Origin of the sequence: Alkalihalobacillus deserti (assembly GCF_020734105.1) — a bacterium.
Classification (GTDB): Bacteria; Bacillota; Bacilli; order Bacillales; family Bacillaceae_D; genus Halalkalibacter; species Halalkalibacter deserti.
On sequence record NZ_JAJAFR010000038.1, the window covers coordinates 1 to 15,167 of the forward strand.

The 15,167-nt window shown below is 37.5% G+C and carries 18 protein-coding genes, 8 tRNA genes and 2 pseudogenes; 22 read left to right on the forward strand and 6 right to left on the reverse strand.

The annotated features are described in order from the left end of the window. From LDX58_RS24700 to LDX58_RS24730, 8 genes and pseudogenes are all read left to right on the forward strand, one after another. The coding region (locus tag LDX58_RS24700; protein ID WP_227940290.1) for a Ger(x)C family spore germination C-terminal domain-containing protein at nucleotides 1-531 on the forward strand (531 nt) is incomplete at its 5' end. Between the two features lie 4 nt (nucleotides 532-535). Beyond that, a complete protein-coding gene (locus tag LDX58_RS24705; protein ID WP_227940292.1) occupies nucleotides 536-769 on the forward strand; it encodes a hypothetical protein in 234 nt (77 codons plus the stop codon). Between the two features lie 16 nt (nucleotides 770-785). Next, nucleotides 786-1,907 (forward strand): GerAB/ArcD/ProY family transporter, encoded by a 1,122-nt coding sequence (locus LDX58_RS24710; protein ID WP_227940294.1) that lies wholly within the window; start codon nucleotides 786-788, stop codon nucleotides 1,905-1,907. A 33-nt stretch (nucleotides 1,908-1,940) separates the two neighbouring features. After that, entirely contained in the window at nucleotides 1,941-2,072 is a 132-nt protein-coding gene (locus tag LDX58_RS26225; protein ID WP_265416829.1) for a hypothetical protein, read from the forward strand. A 159-nt stretch (nucleotides 2,073-2,231) separates the two neighbouring features. After that, nucleotides 2,232-2,333: a helix-turn-helix domain-containing protein gene (locus tag LDX58_RS26910; RefSeq protein ID WP_227940322.1), complete on the forward strand. Its 102-nt coding sequence runs from the start codon at nucleotides 2,232-2,234 to the stop codon at nucleotides 2,331-2,333. Nucleotides 2,334-2,550: 217 nt separating this feature from the next. Then, nucleotides 2,551-2,718 (forward strand): annotated as a pseudogene (locus tag LDX58_RS26915) (transposase zinc-binding domain-containing protein); the annotation flags it as partial. Nucleotides 2,719-2,750: 32 nt separating this feature from the next. Continuing rightward, nucleotides 2,751-2,966 (forward strand): transposase, encoded by a 216-nt coding sequence (locus LDX58_RS24725; RefSeq protein WP_227940296.1) that lies wholly within the window; start codon nucleotides 2,751-2,753, stop codon nucleotides 2,964-2,966. Between the two features lie 137 nt (nucleotides 2,967-3,103). Further along, nucleotides 3,104-3,298: a hypothetical protein gene (locus LDX58_RS24730; RefSeq protein ID WP_227940301.1), complete on the forward strand. Its 195-nt coding sequence runs from the start codon at nucleotides 3,104-3,106 to the stop codon at nucleotides 3,296-3,298. Between the two features lie 56 nt (nucleotides 3,299-3,354). Here LDX58_RS24730 and LDX58_RS24735 read toward each other — a convergent pair. Next, nucleotides 3,355-3,798 (reverse strand): annotated as a pseudogene (locus LDX58_RS24735) (MFS transporter); the annotation flags it as partial. A gap of 1,050 nt (nucleotides 3,799-4,848) precedes the next feature. Between LDX58_RS24735 and LDX58_RS24740 the strand changes: the two are divergent. From LDX58_RS24740 to LDX58_RS24760, 4 genes are all read left to right on the forward strand, one after another. Continuing rightward, nucleotides 4,849-5,409, forward strand: a complete 561-nt coding sequence (locus LDX58_RS24740; protein ID WP_227940302.1) for a general stress protein — start codon at nucleotides 4,849-4,851, stop codon at nucleotides 5,407-5,409. A gap of 720 nt (nucleotides 5,410-6,129) precedes the next feature. Then, on the forward strand, nucleotides 6,130-6,480 hold the full coding sequence (locus LDX58_RS24745) for a peptidoglycan-binding domain-containing protein (protein WP_227940303.1): 351 nt from the start codon (nucleotides 6,130-6,132) through the stop codon (nucleotides 6,478-6,480). After that, nucleotides 6,455-6,880, forward strand: coding sequence for a C40 family peptidase (locus LDX58_RS26315; protein ID WP_308017614.1), 426 nt, complete (start codon nucleotides 6,455-6,457; stop codon nucleotides 6,878-6,880). The genes LDX58_RS24745 and LDX58_RS26315 overlap by 26 nt, the downstream gene beginning before the upstream one ends. Before the next feature lie 258 nt (nucleotides 6,881-7,138). Further along, nucleotides 7,139-7,273, forward strand: coding sequence for a mechanosensitive ion channel domain-containing protein (locus tag LDX58_RS24760; RefSeq protein ID WP_227940308.1), 135 nt, complete (start codon nucleotides 7,139-7,141; stop codon nucleotides 7,271-7,273). A 76-nt stretch (nucleotides 7,274-7,349) separates the two neighbouring features. Here LDX58_RS24760 and LDX58_RS24765 read toward each other — a convergent pair whose 3' ends face one another. Genes LDX58_RS24765 through LDX58_RS24775 form a run of 3 tightly spaced genes read right to left on the reverse strand, consistent with a single transcriptional unit; the run spans nucleotide 7,350 to nucleotide 9,936 of the window. After that, the gene (locus LDX58_RS24765) at nucleotides 7,350-8,135 is read right to left on the reverse strand and encodes an ABC transporter permease (protein ID WP_227940310.1); all 786 of its coding nucleotides are present in this window, start codon (nucleotides 8,133-8,135) and stop codon (nucleotides 7,350-7,352) included. 2 nt (nucleotides 8,136-8,137) lie between these two features. After that, nucleotides 8,138-8,929: an ABC transporter permease gene (locus LDX58_RS24770; RefSeq protein WP_227940312.1), complete on the reverse strand. Its 792-nt coding sequence runs from the start codon at nucleotides 8,927-8,929 to the stop codon at nucleotides 8,138-8,140. Beyond that, on the reverse strand, nucleotides 8,926-9,936 hold the full coding sequence (locus tag LDX58_RS24775; RefSeq protein ID WP_227940315.1) for an ABC transporter ATP-binding protein: 1,011 nt from the start codon (nucleotides 9,934-9,936) through the stop codon (nucleotides 8,926-8,928). Before LDX58_RS24775 ends, LDX58_RS24770 begins: the two co-directional genes overlap by 4 nt. A 360-nt stretch (nucleotides 9,937-10,296) precedes the next feature. Here LDX58_RS24775 and LDX58_RS24780 point away from each other — a divergent pair, with 360 nt between their 5' ends. Beyond that, on the forward strand, nucleotides 10,297-11,256 hold the full coding sequence (locus LDX58_RS24780; protein ID WP_227940317.1) for an aldolase catalytic domain-containing protein: 960 nt from the start codon (nucleotides 10,297-10,299) through the stop codon (nucleotides 11,254-11,256). 329 nt (nucleotides 11,257-11,585) lie between these two features. Here the strand turns inward: LDX58_RS24780 and LDX58_RS24785 are convergent, their stop codons facing one another. After that, nucleotides 11,586-12,011: a potassium channel family protein gene (locus LDX58_RS24785; RefSeq protein ID WP_308017616.1), complete on the reverse strand. Its 426-nt coding sequence runs from the start codon at nucleotides 12,009-12,011 to the stop codon at nucleotides 11,586-11,588. Nucleotides 12,012-12,387: 376 nt separating this feature from the next. On the opposite strand from LDX58_RS24785, the gene LDX58_RS24790 reads away from it, so the two are divergent. After that, nucleotides 12,388-13,242 carry an HAD family hydrolase gene (locus tag LDX58_RS24790; RefSeq protein ID WP_227940319.1) on the forward strand — a complete coding sequence of 285 codons (855 nt, stop codon included), beginning with the start codon at nucleotides 12,388-12,390 and terminating at the stop codon, nucleotides 13,240-13,242. 156 nt (nucleotides 13,243-13,398) lie between these two features. Here the strand turns inward: LDX58_RS24790 and LDX58_RS24795 are convergent, their stop codons facing one another. Further along, the gene (locus LDX58_RS24795) at nucleotides 13,399-13,731 is read right to left on the reverse strand and encodes a DUF3243 domain-containing protein (RefSeq protein WP_227940320.1); all 333 of its coding nucleotides are present in this window, start codon (nucleotides 13,729-13,731) and stop codon (nucleotides 13,399-13,401) included. 579 nt (nucleotides 13,732-14,310) lie between these two features. On the opposite strand from LDX58_RS24795, the gene LDX58_RS24800 reads away from it, so the two are divergent. The 8 genes from LDX58_RS24800 to LDX58_RS24835 all read left to right on the forward strand — a co-directional run bounded on the left by LDX58_RS24800 (nucleotide 14,311) and on the right by LDX58_RS24835 (nucleotide 15,167). Then, nucleotides 14,311-14,386, forward strand: a tRNA-Ala gene (locus LDX58_RS24800). Between the two features lie 14 nt (nucleotides 14,387-14,400). Then, nucleotides 14,401-14,493, forward strand: a tRNA-Ser gene (locus LDX58_RS24805). Nucleotides 14,494-14,652: 159 nt separating this feature from the next. After that, nucleotides 14,653-14,726 (forward strand) — tRNA-Met (locus LDX58_RS24810). A 6-nt stretch (nucleotides 14,727-14,732) separates the two neighbouring features. Further along, a tRNA-Asp gene (locus LDX58_RS24815) sits at nucleotides 14,733-14,809 on the forward strand. Between the two features lie 29 nt (nucleotides 14,810-14,838). Beyond that, nucleotides 14,839-14,923, forward strand: a tRNA-Tyr gene (locus LDX58_RS24820). Between the two features lie 6 nt (nucleotides 14,924-14,929). Beyond that, nucleotides 14,930-15,005: transfer RNA gene (locus LDX58_RS24825), tRNA-His, on the forward strand. A 13-nt stretch (nucleotides 15,006-15,018) separates the two neighbouring features. Beyond that, a tRNA-Gln gene (locus tag LDX58_RS24830) sits at nucleotides 15,019-15,093 on the forward strand. A gap of 2 nt (nucleotides 15,094-15,095) precedes the next feature. After that, nucleotides 15,096-15,167, forward strand: a tRNA-Gly gene (locus LDX58_RS24835).

Here is a 15,167-nt window from a genome sequence, read left to right on the forward strand (position 1 = left end):
GGAATAGCAGTTTTTCGTGAAAACAAGTTGATAGGTTGGTTAAACGAACAGGAAAGTAAAGGACTCAATTATATAAAGGGTAATGTTCAAAGAACTTTCATCGTTTTTGATATGAACGATGGTGAAATTGGGATTGAATTATCAGAAAGTAAAAGCGACATAGAGCCCCAATTTCAAGACGATAAACTGAGCATTAAAGTTAAAATCACTGGCGAAGCAGATGTTGCTGAAGTTAATACAAAATTAAACTTGATGAGTTCTAATGTTTTCACTGAACTCGAGAAAAAAACGAATAACGAGATAAAAGATGTTGTATTAAAGGTTATCAGTAGTGCTCAAAAAGAATTTCGGTCAGATATTTTCGGTTTCGGTGAGATTGTACACCAAAAAAACTCTAAAGAATGGGCCAAGTTAAAAGAATCATGGGGAGAATCTTTTCCAGATGTACCTGTTGATGTTCATGTTGATATTAAGATACAACGTACAGGAACGATATCTGATCCGTTTCAAAATGAATTGATAAAGGAGTAAATAGATGCTCAAAAGTTTTGGATTGATTCTACTCTTTACTGCAGTTTCTTATTTTCATATACCGCAATTAGCAAAAGACAAAATGATACGTGAGATATGGATATTTTCAATACTAATGCTGTTTATCACTGTATTGGCAATTGCTCAGATTAACAAAGTCCCTATCCCTAATCCTTTAGAACTCATCGCGATAGCTGTGGAGCCGTTAAGTAAATTATTGCAAGTCTCTAACAAATAGAAAGGACGTAATCATTTTGGATGAAAAAGTAAGGATTAGCCCTCTTCAACTTTGCATATTAACGATATTATATACGGCAGGTACGACCATTCTTGCAATGCCATCTACTATGGCAGCTAAGACCAATCAAGATGCATGGTTATCCGCATTAATAGGTACTCTAGCATGTATAATTATCGCTTTCTTTTTTTGGGTTTGCGGGAGAGCGATGGGAAGAGAAACATACATCCAATACCTTCAAAGAGTGTACGGCAAACTAATAGGGAAGATTATAGGCTTTTCCTATGTGCTTTTTTCTTTTATTGGAGTAAGCTCTCTTCTCTTTTACTTCAGTAATTTCACCAAAACCCAAATACTAATAAATACCCCCATCGAAATTCTTAATCTCATGCTAGCCGTGCTTATTATGGTGGTGATTCGAGCTGGTTTCGAGGTATTAGCACGAACGGGGGAACTTCTTTTTCCCTGGTTTATGATCCTTTTTCTCGCTTTAGTTATTTTATTATTACCTGAACTGAAATTAGAGAGGATGAGTCCATTATTTGAGACGGGCTTCAAAGACCATCTTTCCGCAATACTGGACTTTACAGCAATCACAGGATTGACTTTAATTGTCTTTCTGATGTTTCTACCAAGAAATATCAATACTCCAGAAAATTCAAAGTGGAACTTTATAACAGGTGCCTTGATAGGATCCTTGATTGTAAGCATTATTATTCTTCTGTGTATTTTGGTACTAGGTGCTTCTGCTACAGCACGACAAATGTTTCCTAGTTACGTGCTTGCTAAAACAGTAAGTGTGTTTGAGATCGTGGAAAGGATTGAAGCCATTATGGCAGGAATGTGGATTATCTCGATTTTTTTTAAAGCCTCCATTTATTTCTACGCATGCGTTGTTGGGTTAGCTCAACTATTAGAGGTTCGAAACTATCGTTTTCTCGTTATTCCAATGGGAATTTTAGCAGTCATTTTTTCAACGGTTGTTTATCCTAATGTTGCGTATATGATTCATTGGGACAGTACGTATTTTCCTCCATATGCGATAATTATGGGAATATTTATACCCCTGTTGACTTTAATCATTGATAAAATGAAAAAACGCTCTAAATTAAGTTACCTTATCAAAGAGGTACAGTAGACTAAGACTTTGGCAACTAGAGGTTTCACCACAATGTTGTACATTTTTCAGGGTTTAGCAAGTTTAGTTGTTGATATTAAAGGATTTAGCGACATTAATTTAGGGCAAGATACAACCTTTAAGGAGAATAATGGTAAGGAAGCAGTTCTAACTGCATTTCCATGAAAATGCACCTCGCAAATTGGTATTTTTGGTTGTTTAGACGCTACCATTTCACCATTTTTTGCATAGGTGCATTTGGTAATAATGTAAGATACCATAGAACTAAATTAAATGTATATCAAGAAACTATGGGAGCCCTAGCAGGTCTCCCACAGTACCTATATTAGTGAGGTAGAGAGAGGTTTACGAAATATTTCTATTGATAATTTATATGAAATTTCTTGTGCATTAGGAGTAGAATTATCACAATTTTTAAAAAGATAGGGGGATCTATTGTTCCTGGTTGAATTAAATGAAGTAAGACTATGATTGACTGTAGTGGTCAATACTAGGCTTTTTTATTGTTTAGGAAACTATAGATTTTTGTCTTGTGGATAACTATCCGATAAACTAGTTGGTAGGGGGCGATCATCGTGGGGAAGAAAAGTAGTGGTGTAGTCAAAAAAAGATACTGAAAGATCATTTTGATGGATTTTGGAAGCTGCACCATGATCGGTTTCCGCGCTCCTATCAAGCTGATTTGAAAGAAGCGGTTGAAAAAGCGATTCGATGTGGAACGAAAGATCTGGGATTCGCAAAATATGAGTGTTTAGGTTGTAAAGGATACCCGAAACTAATATTTGTTGGATTTACGTGTAAGAGTCGTTTTTGTCATAGTTGTGGGAAGAAGTACACAGATGATTGGTCATCAAAACAAGAAGAATTGATTTGCACTATTTCTTCCATAAAAGTAAGAAGCGCCAATTGGAAGTTGGTGTCATTACAGTTATTCATACGTTTGGACGAGATCTTAAATTTAATCTTCGTATCCATGCATTAGTGACTGAAGGAACACTAGATTGTCATAAGGAATGGGTTCCAAGTGAATACATCACTTATGACTATTTAAGTATTTGAGAAAGACCCTTTTGAATGTCCATATTGTCATGAGCAAATGGATTTGACCGAGATACGGCATGCTGACTATGGACACCTGTATCATTATATGGAAGGTATGGAGATCTTGGGTTTTAAAAAGTATAGGAGGAGAAGCAATGGCATCAAACGACGAGCCGGATAAAAAGAAAGATCCATTCTTGGAATGGTTAGAAGAAACGGATGATCTGTTTGGGTTAGAAGAAGAAATAGAAACCATCACATTTATCTGTATCGAGTGTAAAAAGGAAGATGAAGTCCCTGACTTTGTCGTAGATGAGTTCGATATGCAATTAGAGTACCAGAAAAATTAATTTTAAAGATAAGGAATTTGCGGCATTTACAGATCTCAGATTGATGAAACAAACAGGGTCACCACTATCTTTGAAGAATTTTTAACGTCATTAAAATTCTCTTCCTCAGGTGACATTCTCGCTAAATAGGTCGGAACCGATACGGACGCGCGCCCTACAGCAAGTCCCGACAAGAAACGAAAGATAACCATAACAGTAACGTTCGGAGCGAGGGTACATCCAAGTGCACCATAAAGAACAATACTGCAAGGTAAAGAATGTTTTTGCGGCGTCCGTTATAATCTGATAGTCGACCACCGAACACTGCACCGAGCGCATCCCCAAAAAGAAGTGAACTCGCAACAAGACCTTCAGTGAATGAGTTGAGACCGAACGATTCAGAACATAAAAGGCAAGGCACCGTTTATGACACCAGTTTCGTATCGAAAGAGAAGCCCACCGAATGTCAAGGCTAAAATAATGGTTCTCAAAAATGATTTTTGGTTTACTTGTTTATTCATGTTAATTTCTCCTCCCGTCCTTTTAAGAATGGATAAGTAATTTTTCATCTATTATATAATTCCGGTCCATATTGGGATTAACCCAATGTATAATCGCTATAGTATTAATATGTCCCAAGTTTTAAGGATAATTGCAAGATATTGATTTTCACACCAGAACCACCGGTGGGGGAACCCATACAAATAGACCTAGTGTAAAGGCACCGCTAAGCTTAGTAAAACATTATTAAGCTTGGAACGGAAATTTAGAAGAACTGATTGGAGCACCGGCTACAGGAGAGTATTGTAAATCCGATGGCTTAAAGTTATTAAGTTATAACTCAATTTAAGCAATTGATAGATATCCATCAAATCGACTATGATACTGAATTAAAGAAAATTTGGTTGGAAAGGGTCTTTTTAAATGCATGGAAAACCAGGGTTAAAGCTTAGATAAAAAAGCCGACCTCGGACTAATAAGTCTGTCTTCTTTAAAATAAAGCCGCTACTCATAAAGTTAAGTAGTTCCATTTAAAGCTTTTTCGTACAATCCGCAGAAGGCGGATTGTACTTGGGGTGCCGCACTAGTCGAAAAACTATATAAATAATTAAAATATAGTGTAAGGAGATAAACTAGTTGTTGAGACAAAGAAAACTTTCGGAGTCTTCCTATTACTAAGTGAAATTGGTGACATGAGCACCTTTAAATTCCTTAGCCATTTCCAAAAAGGGCAAATTACGAAGAGTTCCATGGAAGGAGGACTTTCCTTGAAAATTAATCATTTTATATCGGGAAAATCCACACTAAATAAATATGTTCATAGCTTAAAACAAAATGGATCGTCTTTTAACATTCATTATTGGGGAGCTATACCAAAGCATTATGGGTCGGACAAGTCAATTCCGTAGTTCCAGCCCTAGATATTTCTTTACACCGACATTCCAGAAGTGAGAGTGAGGGGATTTAATCAACTAATAGCTTTTTTAAGTATTCTACTAAAAAATTTTATGTTTACCTTCATGTTTTACTGGGAATCTGTTTAGTGAACAAATTTTTGAGGAGGGATACATATGAAAAAAACAATTATCGGTGGAGTATTTAGAAACCAAGAAGAAGCAATTCGTGCAATTGAAGGTCTTCATGTTATTGGCTATACAAAGGAAGACATTTCAGTTTTCGCAAAAGATAGTGATGATGTAAAAGATATCCAAAGTGAAACGGGAAGTGAAGTTACTGAAAAAAATAGTGGACGAGGTAAGAATGCAGGAAAAGGATTCGGTATAGGTGCTGGAACAGGCGGTGTTCTCGGTGGTATTGCAGGAATCATTGCTTCAGTCGGGTTATTAGCTATTCCTGGAATTGGTGTTCTTGCAGCGGCTGGACCACTAGCGACTGCATTGACCGGTGCAGCTATTGGTGCAGGAGGTGGTGGACTCGTTGGGGCTCTTACAGGTGCAGGAATACCAGAAGAACACGCTAAAGAGTATGAAGACCATCTAAACAAAGGTCATATTGTTGTACTAGTGGAAGCTGATCAAGAACGTGAAGATAAATTATATGGTCATTTCTATAACAACAATTCATTAAATACTCATACGTATCCTGAACGTGTACGAGTAAATAACAGGTAAGATATAAATCTTTAATAGTGTAGGTTTAACCCCGGTAGAGGAGTTTGAAGCTACTGAAAAAAGGTGAAAACCAACCTTTTTCAGCAACCTCAGTAGTTTCTACCGGGGTTTTAATTTCTTATACACTGATTAGGGTGTTCCTTACTAGAAAATGTAAGTGGTTTTCTAACAGCTAGACCTTGCAGACCGTTAACTTGACTATAAAGTAAATTGTCTCCAACCAAACCTTCTAGGATGATTTGGGCTTTGTATTTGTTATTTCAGGGATTTCTTACTACTGAAGCTGAAGTGTTATTAATTAGAAGAGGTTAGGTGGTAAGTAGCTGTTCCATGCTCATTGTTAAATGTATTAAAAAACATCCTGCAATTAAGAAGCAACGTCTGACCAGCTAAACTTAGTCGTATCCTTATTAATAAAAAATGGGATAGTGAGAATGATTGACTCTAAACTCTTAAATCCATTAAGCTACTCTTCCTCTACAGTTCTGTTGTTGATAACCATACCTGTGTAAATCAATATTTGCAGTACGAGAGATCTGGTTGCTGGTTAATTTCCACAAGTGTATGGGTCTTTAAGAGGGTATTTAATTACTATCATGTTACAAAAATTTCAGTTTGATTATTTAACATTACATTATGGGAAAATCTATTGTTCGATACATATTTCTCCAGTAGACTGAGCCTAGCTTAAACAAATCAGTCATAAGGAGAGATATTAATTTGAATAAATTGGTAATAAGTGTTGCTTTAGCAGGGGCTTTGTTTGTTTTACCATCGGTGTCTGAAGCGGCACTAGGAGATCAAACTTTACGGGAAGGACTTAGGCATGGAGATGTACAGGAATTACAAGAGGTACTGCGGAGAACAGGGCATTTTGACTTTCAAACTTCTACAGGATACTTCGGTTCAGTAACAAGACAAGCAGTTAGGGACTTTCAAAGAAGTAAAGGAATTACAGTTGATGGAATAGCTGGTTCACAGACATTCAATGCTTTAGGCATTTCTAATAGATATAGATCTTCATTAACTAACAATAACGCAGTAAGTGTCAGTTTTATCGCCTTCTATTAACATCAATCAAGCATTACGTCTTGGAAGTCGCGGTTCTAGTGTTCGTGCATTACAATCTGCATTGAATGCTAACGGAGTAAATGCTGGAACAGCCGATGGAGTGTTTGGACTACAAACACAAAGGGCTGTACGTGAATTTCAACGTAATGCAGGGATTACAGTAGATGGAGTTGCTGGCCCTCAAACAAATCGTGCATTAAACGGTTCTGGAAGTTCAAGCAACTCTAGCGCTAAAAGTTTAAATAGTTCAACTACCCAATCTAGAAACAATACTAGTGTTGATGGGATTATCTCAACAGCTAAAGCGCAAATTGGTACCCCTTATCAATGGGGTGGAACCACACCTTCTGGATTCGATTTCAGTGGATTCATGAATTACGCATTCAATCAAAATAAGTAAGAGCATCCCTAGAACAGTCTCTGCTATGAATAATTCATACTGGAATAATGCTTATATTGGGGCCGGTCGTCTGTAAATCTATTATAATCTAATTTAACAATCATCATGCTTATAAAGTTATATTCCCTTTAATATACGAAGTTAAACATTAAAATTAATAATTTTAAAAAAAGAGCCCGCTATGTTTAATATGTCCTTTATAAAAGGATAATTTACTTCAAAGGCGTGTTTTTTTTTTTGTAAAAGAAGGGTGAGTTTGTGGTTGGCGATTTTGTGATCATTAATGGGGAATATCGAGGTACAGTTGAAGAAGTCCGTGCTCGTTTTATTATGATACGTGAATGGTCGAGGCGCTTGTTGATGCTTTCCTACAGTCAAATTCATGAAATCTAAAATTATAGCAAAGAAGAATTTTAATTAAAAACCACCTCTGCAAATAAAAAGAGGTGGCTTTCTTCAAGGCGTACGGTTAATTTCCAGCCCCACGATATTTCTTTACACCAGCATTCCATAGAAAAACAGCGATCGATAAAAAGACGACTCCCATCACAGGTGTTAAGAAAGCATAAACATACCACTCTTCCCTTTTTAAAAAATAAGCAGCGGGATACACGCCAACAAAGGCAAATGGTAAGATCCACGTTAAAACAAAGCGAATCACCTTGTGATAAATATCGACTGGGTATCGGCCATAATTGCCGATGTTATACATCATCGGCATAATATCTGTTCGGCTATCTGACCAGAAGCCAATACTCGCAAGTGCAATAAAAATACCAGCATAAATAAAGGCCCCACCAATCACCATAGCGATAAAGATAAAGACATCATACCAAGCGGGTGTTAACCCTAAGCTCGAGCCGGCATAATACATAATAGCCAACCCTGTAATTACGCCGAATAAGGATTCTAACTCCATTCGTTCCATGATAATTTGAAAAAGACTGTGAATTGGACGTGTTAAGATACGATCCATCTCTCCTTTAACGATATAGCGTTCATTAAAATCCCAAATGTTAAAGAATGATGTAAATAAGGCGTAGGGAACGAGGAAAAAACCATAAATAAAAATGATTTCTTCACGGTTCCAACCGCTTAAAAAGGTTGTATGGCCAAAGACAACTAAAATAAAAATTAGATTCACGGCTTGAAACAACAAATCAGAAAGAATTTCAACAACCGTATCGACACGATACGTTAATCTTGTTTTTAAATATTGAGAGGCATATTGAAAGAAAATAGAAATGTTAAACATGATTAGCCTCCTTGTACAATTAACTGTTTTTTTGCTAAAGACCATAAAAGTTGAATCGGAATCATTAAAAGAAGCGCCCAAAATGCTTGTAACATCACGGCTGTATAAATCTCACTTCCTACGAACCCTTCAGTGAAAATCATACTCGGAATATAGCTGATCGCTTGAAACGGTAAATACATCATCACCGACTGCGCCCAAAGCGGATAAAACGAGATTGGTAGTAATAGGCCTGAGAACAAATCGATCACAACACGTTTAGCTCGAATTAACCCAGAATTATTAAATAAGAAAAACGTCATCATTCCAGTAAGTAAATTGATTTGCGTATTTACAATAAAACTAAACACGAGCGAGACAAAGAAAAACACCCATGTCATCAAACTAGCAGAAAAGCTAATTGGAAAAAGCAAGGCCACAATCACCATGCCCGGAACGGAAAAAAACAATAAGCGGAATATACCTTCTCCAAGTCCTTGCATCGTTTTCATTCCTAAGTAGTTGTAAGGCCGAATCATTTCAATCGCCACTTTGCCGTCTTGGATTTCCATCGCAATTTCACGGTCAATATTGTTAAAATAAAACGCTCTCGCCATCCAAGCCACTGCTATATAAGTGGTCATCTGCAGAACCGATAACCCTTGAATGTCTTCTTTCCCACCATAAATCGCTGTCCATAAAAAATAATAGGCACCAATGTTAATGCTATAAATTAAAATTCCACTATAATAGTTCGTCCGGTAAGCGAGCATCATTAAAAAACGAATCCTGATCATTTCGATATATTGACTCATGAGAGGGCCATTCCTTCTTCGTAAATCTTACGAATAATCTCTTCTGTCGAAATTTCATTAATCCGGACATTTTTGATAGGGTTCTTTTGAACAACTGTACTAATTAATTCAGAAACAATCCGCTCATCCCCGTTGATATTAGCAAGCCACGTCGTTGCATCTTTTTGTTCCCAAAGAACCTTTGGTGTTGCAGGCAGATCAGTCACATATATCTCTGACAAAAATTGAAATTCAACTTGTTTCCCATCAACCGCATTTGCTTGAAGTTGATTAAGTTTGCCATCATAGACAATTTTTCCTTCATCTAATAAAACAACGCGTTCACAAAGGGCTTCGATATCTGTTAAGTCATGCGTTGTCAGGAGAATGGTTGTTTTATATTGCTCATTAATTTCCTTTAAAAACTTTCGAATTTTTAATTTTACTAAGACATCTAATCCAATCGTCGGCTCATCTAAGAAGAGGAGGGGAGGGTTATGGATAAGGGCAGCTGCTAATTCACAACGCATTCGTTGCCCGAGTGATAGCTTTCTGACTGGTTTATCTAGTAAAGGACCGATTTCTAACGTTTCAATCACATGCCCCATATGATTTTTATAATCTTCATCCGAAACACGGTATACTTTTTTTAATAACCGGAATGACTCTTGAACCGCAATATCCCACCATAACTGCGAGCGTTGTCCGAAAACCACTCCAATCGTGCGGACGAATTGTTCTCGTTCTTTATGGGGATCCATCCCATTTACGACAATCGATCCAGATGTGGGTGTTAAGATTCCGGTTAACATTTTAATCGTCGTTGATTTTCCAGCCCCATTTTCACCAATGTATCCGACCATTTCCCCTTGCTGGATCGTCAAAGAAATATTATCAACGGCCGCAAGCGTTTTATAATTTCTCGTAAATAAATCTCGAAAAGCTCCAGATAAACCAGGACGACTTGAATACGATTTGAATTCTTTGCGTAAATCCTGAACCTGAATGATGTTCTTATTTGCGTTCATCTTCATTCCCCCTGAGGCTAAAAAGCAAAAGCCCGATTTCTGACTGTGTCATTTACGATCTTTTAAAATCAAATTATAGTTTAACCCGTACTTAGGGTTCCATCAAGTAATCTACTTAATAAATAGGAGCAATGGAAAATGAGATATTGCTAGAATCTTGATAATAGAACTATACTTTACTAGTGAGAGATACTAAATCAATCGAATTACCGAAAAGAATTGACAGCTATGAGCAAATCATGGTATAAACTGTATAAGGAATTTTAGTACATAAAAGCATAAAAGCATAAAAGCGTAAAAGCTTAAAAGTGTTAAAGGTTTTTAAACTGCTAAAAAAAACAGAATTACAGGAGGATTAACATGGAACATACTAGTAGGATTATAGATTGCACCATTCGTGATGGGGGATTAATTAACAATTGGGATTTCAGCGTTGAATTTGTTCAAGACTTATATAATGGTCTGAACAGCGCTGGAGTTGAATACATGGAGATTGGGTATAAAAATTCGCCAAAGCTTCTTAATGCAACTGAGCCCAATCCGTGGAGATTTCTCGATGACAACTTCTTAAAAGAAATTATCCCTGAGAAAAAGTTCACGAAGCTATCTGCTTTAGTAGATATTGGTCGAGTAGATCCAGATGACATTTTGCCACGAGCGGAAAGTGCGTTAGATATGATTCGGGTTGCATGCTATATTCGTGAAGTGGATAAAGGTTTAGAGCTTGTCCAAATGTTTCATGATCTTGGCTATGAAACATCACTAAACATTATGGCGCTATCAAGTGTACCTGAAAACCAACTTATTGAAGCGTTTGAACTTGTGAAAGAAAGTCCTGTAGATGTTGTTTATATCGTTGACTCTTTTGGAAGCTTGGATCCTGCAGATGTTGAACATCAAGTGAAAAAGTTCAAGGAGATGATCCCTAATATTCAGCTTGGAATTCATACACATAACAATATGCAGTTAGCTTTCGCGAACACATTAACTGCGATGCGAAATGGAGTTACATTCCTTGATTCTTCTGTTTATGGCATGGGTCGCGCAGCTGGTAACTGTAATACAGAGTTACTTGTTACTCACATCCAAAAACCAAGCTATGAGCTAAAGCCGGTTCTAGCCGTTATTGAAAAGCATATGCTAGAAATGCGACAAAAATGGGAGTGGGGCTATATTATCCCTTACATGATCTCTGGAACAATCAATGAACATCCTCGTGTCGCAATGGCTCACCGTGCAAGCGCAGACCGTGATCAATATGTCGATTTCTATAATATGGTAACATCACCTGAAGCCAGTTTGGCTAAAGAGGTAAAATAGTAATACTAAGGTACCTTGATTAAGTAGCAATGGCTCCGCACGTTACGAGCTTGCTATGAGAATCCGTTCATTGCTTAGAGGCCACTGAAAAAGGTGAAAGTCGCCCCTTTTCAGTGGCTTCATTAATGAGAGGCCTTTTTTTCTGCGTTGCTGAATCGTTCGTCTCCGTTTTTTAGTGTTATGGTTTCTTAATGATTTCTCCTATTTCGCAAACAAGCACTCTTTTAAAAGGGGAAGCGGGAGAATAGGCAGGTACCGCCACAGTAAAGTAACTAGTAAAAGTATGGGACGTAACAATTTTTATAACCTCTAGCCCTAGTCATGGTAAATCAATGCTTACTATTTTTGTCGTCATTGTTACTCATTGCTTTTAAAAAGTAAGCAACCGGAAGTAAAATGCCGATGGCCGCTTCAATAACAGCAAAGAGCCTCGCACTCCCAACAGGAACATAGTCTCCGTAACCGATCGACAAAAGGGTCACACCACTAAAATAAAGAAAGTTCCAAAATGTTTCTTCAGCTGGGTCTCCCATTAGTGAATCTACTCTTAAAATTACATTATTAAATGACAGTAGATAATAAAGACAGGCAAAGCCAAATGCAATACCGATCATGTTGAAAAAAAGTTGAAAAAATAGAGGGGAGTGGAAAAAACTTTTCCTATAAGACTTCCTAATAAAGAAAGAAAAAAGATTTACTAATATAAATACAATGGTTACTGCAACTAAAATGGTTGAAAACATTTTGGGATTCATCGATCTCCTTTCCAGTTGAGTCGTCTTTTACTTGCTTGTTTACCCTAAATGTTGTTAGTTAATCCACAACTGATTTTGCATACAGGGTGAAGTGTTTATCTTCAACAACCTAGTGTTAATCATAATAGGTTAGTACCCTGATTACTTAAGTGGACCAGCTGGTTTTAGATTAAAACATAGAACTGTAAATCAGTCAGGTAACAGCTTATTTACTACTTAGCATTTAGGCAACTAGTCATCTAACATGTTCCGAGTTGTTATTGGCGTTGATGAAATGACTCTCATTCCTGTTTGATTGAAGTCCTTATTGAGGGTGGAAATAGCGCAGTGTATACTTACCAAACAAATTCTTTTTACAAAGTAAGGGTGAATAGCAGTGGTATTAAAACCTAAGGCAATTTTCTTAGACATGGATGGAACGATATTAAATCATTACAATAAAGTAAGTGTTGATACAAAAGAAATCATTGATGACTTACGAAATCAGGGAATTTTCGTTTTTATAGCAACAGGTAGAGCTGTTGGTGAGATAGAAGGAATAGTACCTCAAGGATTTCAAGTGGATGGGGTCATTACCTCGAATGGTATGGCTGGATACGTAGGGAAAGAAGTTGTATTTGAACATTCACTTTCGTTTGAATTAGTGGAAACCATTATTGAAAAAGCAAGAAAAGGCAAGGTGTACTATGAGCTCTTCCCATACGGAACATCTCGAATAACATTAAAACAAGATAAATATTATGTTGAAGATGAAATTAGAGATCCAAAGCCAGATAGTGTTGGAATTAATGAGTGGCTTTCACGTAAACAAGCGATCAAAGAAGAAATTGCTTGGAAGGATCACATAGAGGGCTCTAAGTTTTCAAAATTTTATTTCTTTGCTAGAACGAAAGAACATATCAACAGATGGAAAAGTGAACTTGATCAAATAAAGCAAGAAATAAACTTTACTACCTCTACATCTTCTGATCACAACGTTGAAGTGATGGTTGCAAACGTGAACAAAGCAACAGGAGTTCAACAGATGTTAAAGCAGTTTAATTTGTCTGAGAGTGAAACTCTGGCGATTGGTGATAGCGATAATGATTTGCCTATGTTACAATTTGTTAGTTATGCCGTGGCCATGAAAAATGCACCAGATCACATTAAAGAAATAGTTGATGATGTAACTAGTTTTACTTGTGATGAAGACGGTGTATACCATTATCTTAAATCTAAATTTAGACTATAGGATCTAAGTAGTATGTCGGTTTTATAACCTGCAACGTCGGGTGCATTTAATCAATAAGAGTGCTCCTTTGAGGTTGACACTTGCGAAAATAAACTATTAAAATAGAATATAAAAGGCTGAACCCTATATGATAAAGGTCCAGCCTGTTTTGATTTTTTACTTGTCTTCGTTGTGAACCAGCTTTACTAGCATATGAGAAAGCATATGCTGCTCGTCTTTGTTGCCAGCTTCCCATAGCTCGTATAAAAGTTTTTCTTCACGATTTTTCGGTTCTACATGTGAAGCAAGATAGTCCCCTATCTTTTGAGCGGCTCTTGCCATCTGCTCTTCATTCAATCCCAATTTATCTGCCGTTTCGACTTTTTTACCTAAATATGCTTTGAAGTTTTGGAAATTAAATAAGATGTCTTCTGTTTTCTCGGATGACATATTCGATAGACGGTCTTTAACTTTGCTACCAATTCTACTGTCATTTGTATTGTGTTCCATTTACAATCAGCTCCTTTTTAATTGATTACAGTAGGTCTGTTCCCTGAATCCATAAGTTTAAACACGGGTACAAAATAAAATCCATGATTCATAGATTAGTATATACCCAAAAGTGTAACGTTTATGAGAAATCATCGGCAGTGGCTTCCTAGAGGACTGCTTCTTTTGTGGAAGGAAATGTAATGCTATTACCTCATCTATTTTCGTCATCGGGTACAAATACGGTTATTTCTTGATAATAGAAGAACTGAATATCTTCCTTATTATATATCTGGAAGAAGGCTAGCTAACTTATAATTTATTGTTGTTATCTAAAAGAAGTTATGATAACTTATTAAAGCTGACTAAAAACTAATTTCAAAAAAATAGTTGCGCCAGAATTAATTTATGTGTTATATTATTATTTGTCACCAAATGATGACAAAAGGATATTACGAGCAATTAAAACGTTTTTAAAAAGATTGTTGCGCGGAATTAACTTGTGTGATATAATGGGTTTTGTTGCTGATAAATGAGTGACGTAACGTAGTTCTCTAGTCGGTCGAGGGAGTAGGACGTTGCCAGGCGATAATTTATATTGGGGCCTTAGCTCAGCTGGGAGAGCGCCTGCCTTGCACGCAGGAGGTCAGCGGTTCGATCCCGCTAGGCTCCACCAATATTTAAGTCTTCGGAGGAATACCCAAGTCTGGCTGAAGGGATCGGTCTTGAAAACCGACAGGCGGGTCAAACCGCGCGGGGGTTCGAATCCCTCTTCCTCCTCCATTATAGTTTATAGTAATTAAAAAATACGCGGGGTGGAGCAACGAGCATAGTATCATTGAATATGCTTCGAGTAACATTGACGCTTTAACTTCTATGAAATACTAGAAGAGGAAAATGTCTTCTTCATTGAAAAAGCATCATCTGAATACTTTAAAACGACGCGGGGTGGAGCAGTCTGGTAGCTCGTCGGGCTCATAACCCGAAGGTCGGTGGTTCAAATCCGCCCCCCGCAATACCATGGTCCGGTAGTTCAGTTGGTTAGAATGCCTGCCTGTCACGCAGGAGGTCGCGGGTTCGAGTCCCGTCCGGACCGCCATTTTATTGAAAGTATTTTTATTAATATGTGGAGGGGTAGCGAAGTGGCTAAACGCGGCGGACTGTAAATCCGCTCCCTCCGGGTTCGGCGGTTCGAATCCGTCCCCCTCCACCATTTATGGCGATTGTGGCGAAGTGGTTAACGCACCGGATTGTGATTCCGGCATTCGTGGGTTCAATTCCCATCAGTCGCCCCATCATAATCTTTGTTGGGCTATCGCCAAGCGGTAAGGCAACGGATTTTGATTCCGTCATGCGTTGGTTCGAATCCAGCTAGCCCAGCCAGTGCGGAAGTAGTTCAGTGGTAGAACACCACCTTGCCAAGGTGGGGGTCGCGAGTTCGAATCTCGTCTTCCGCT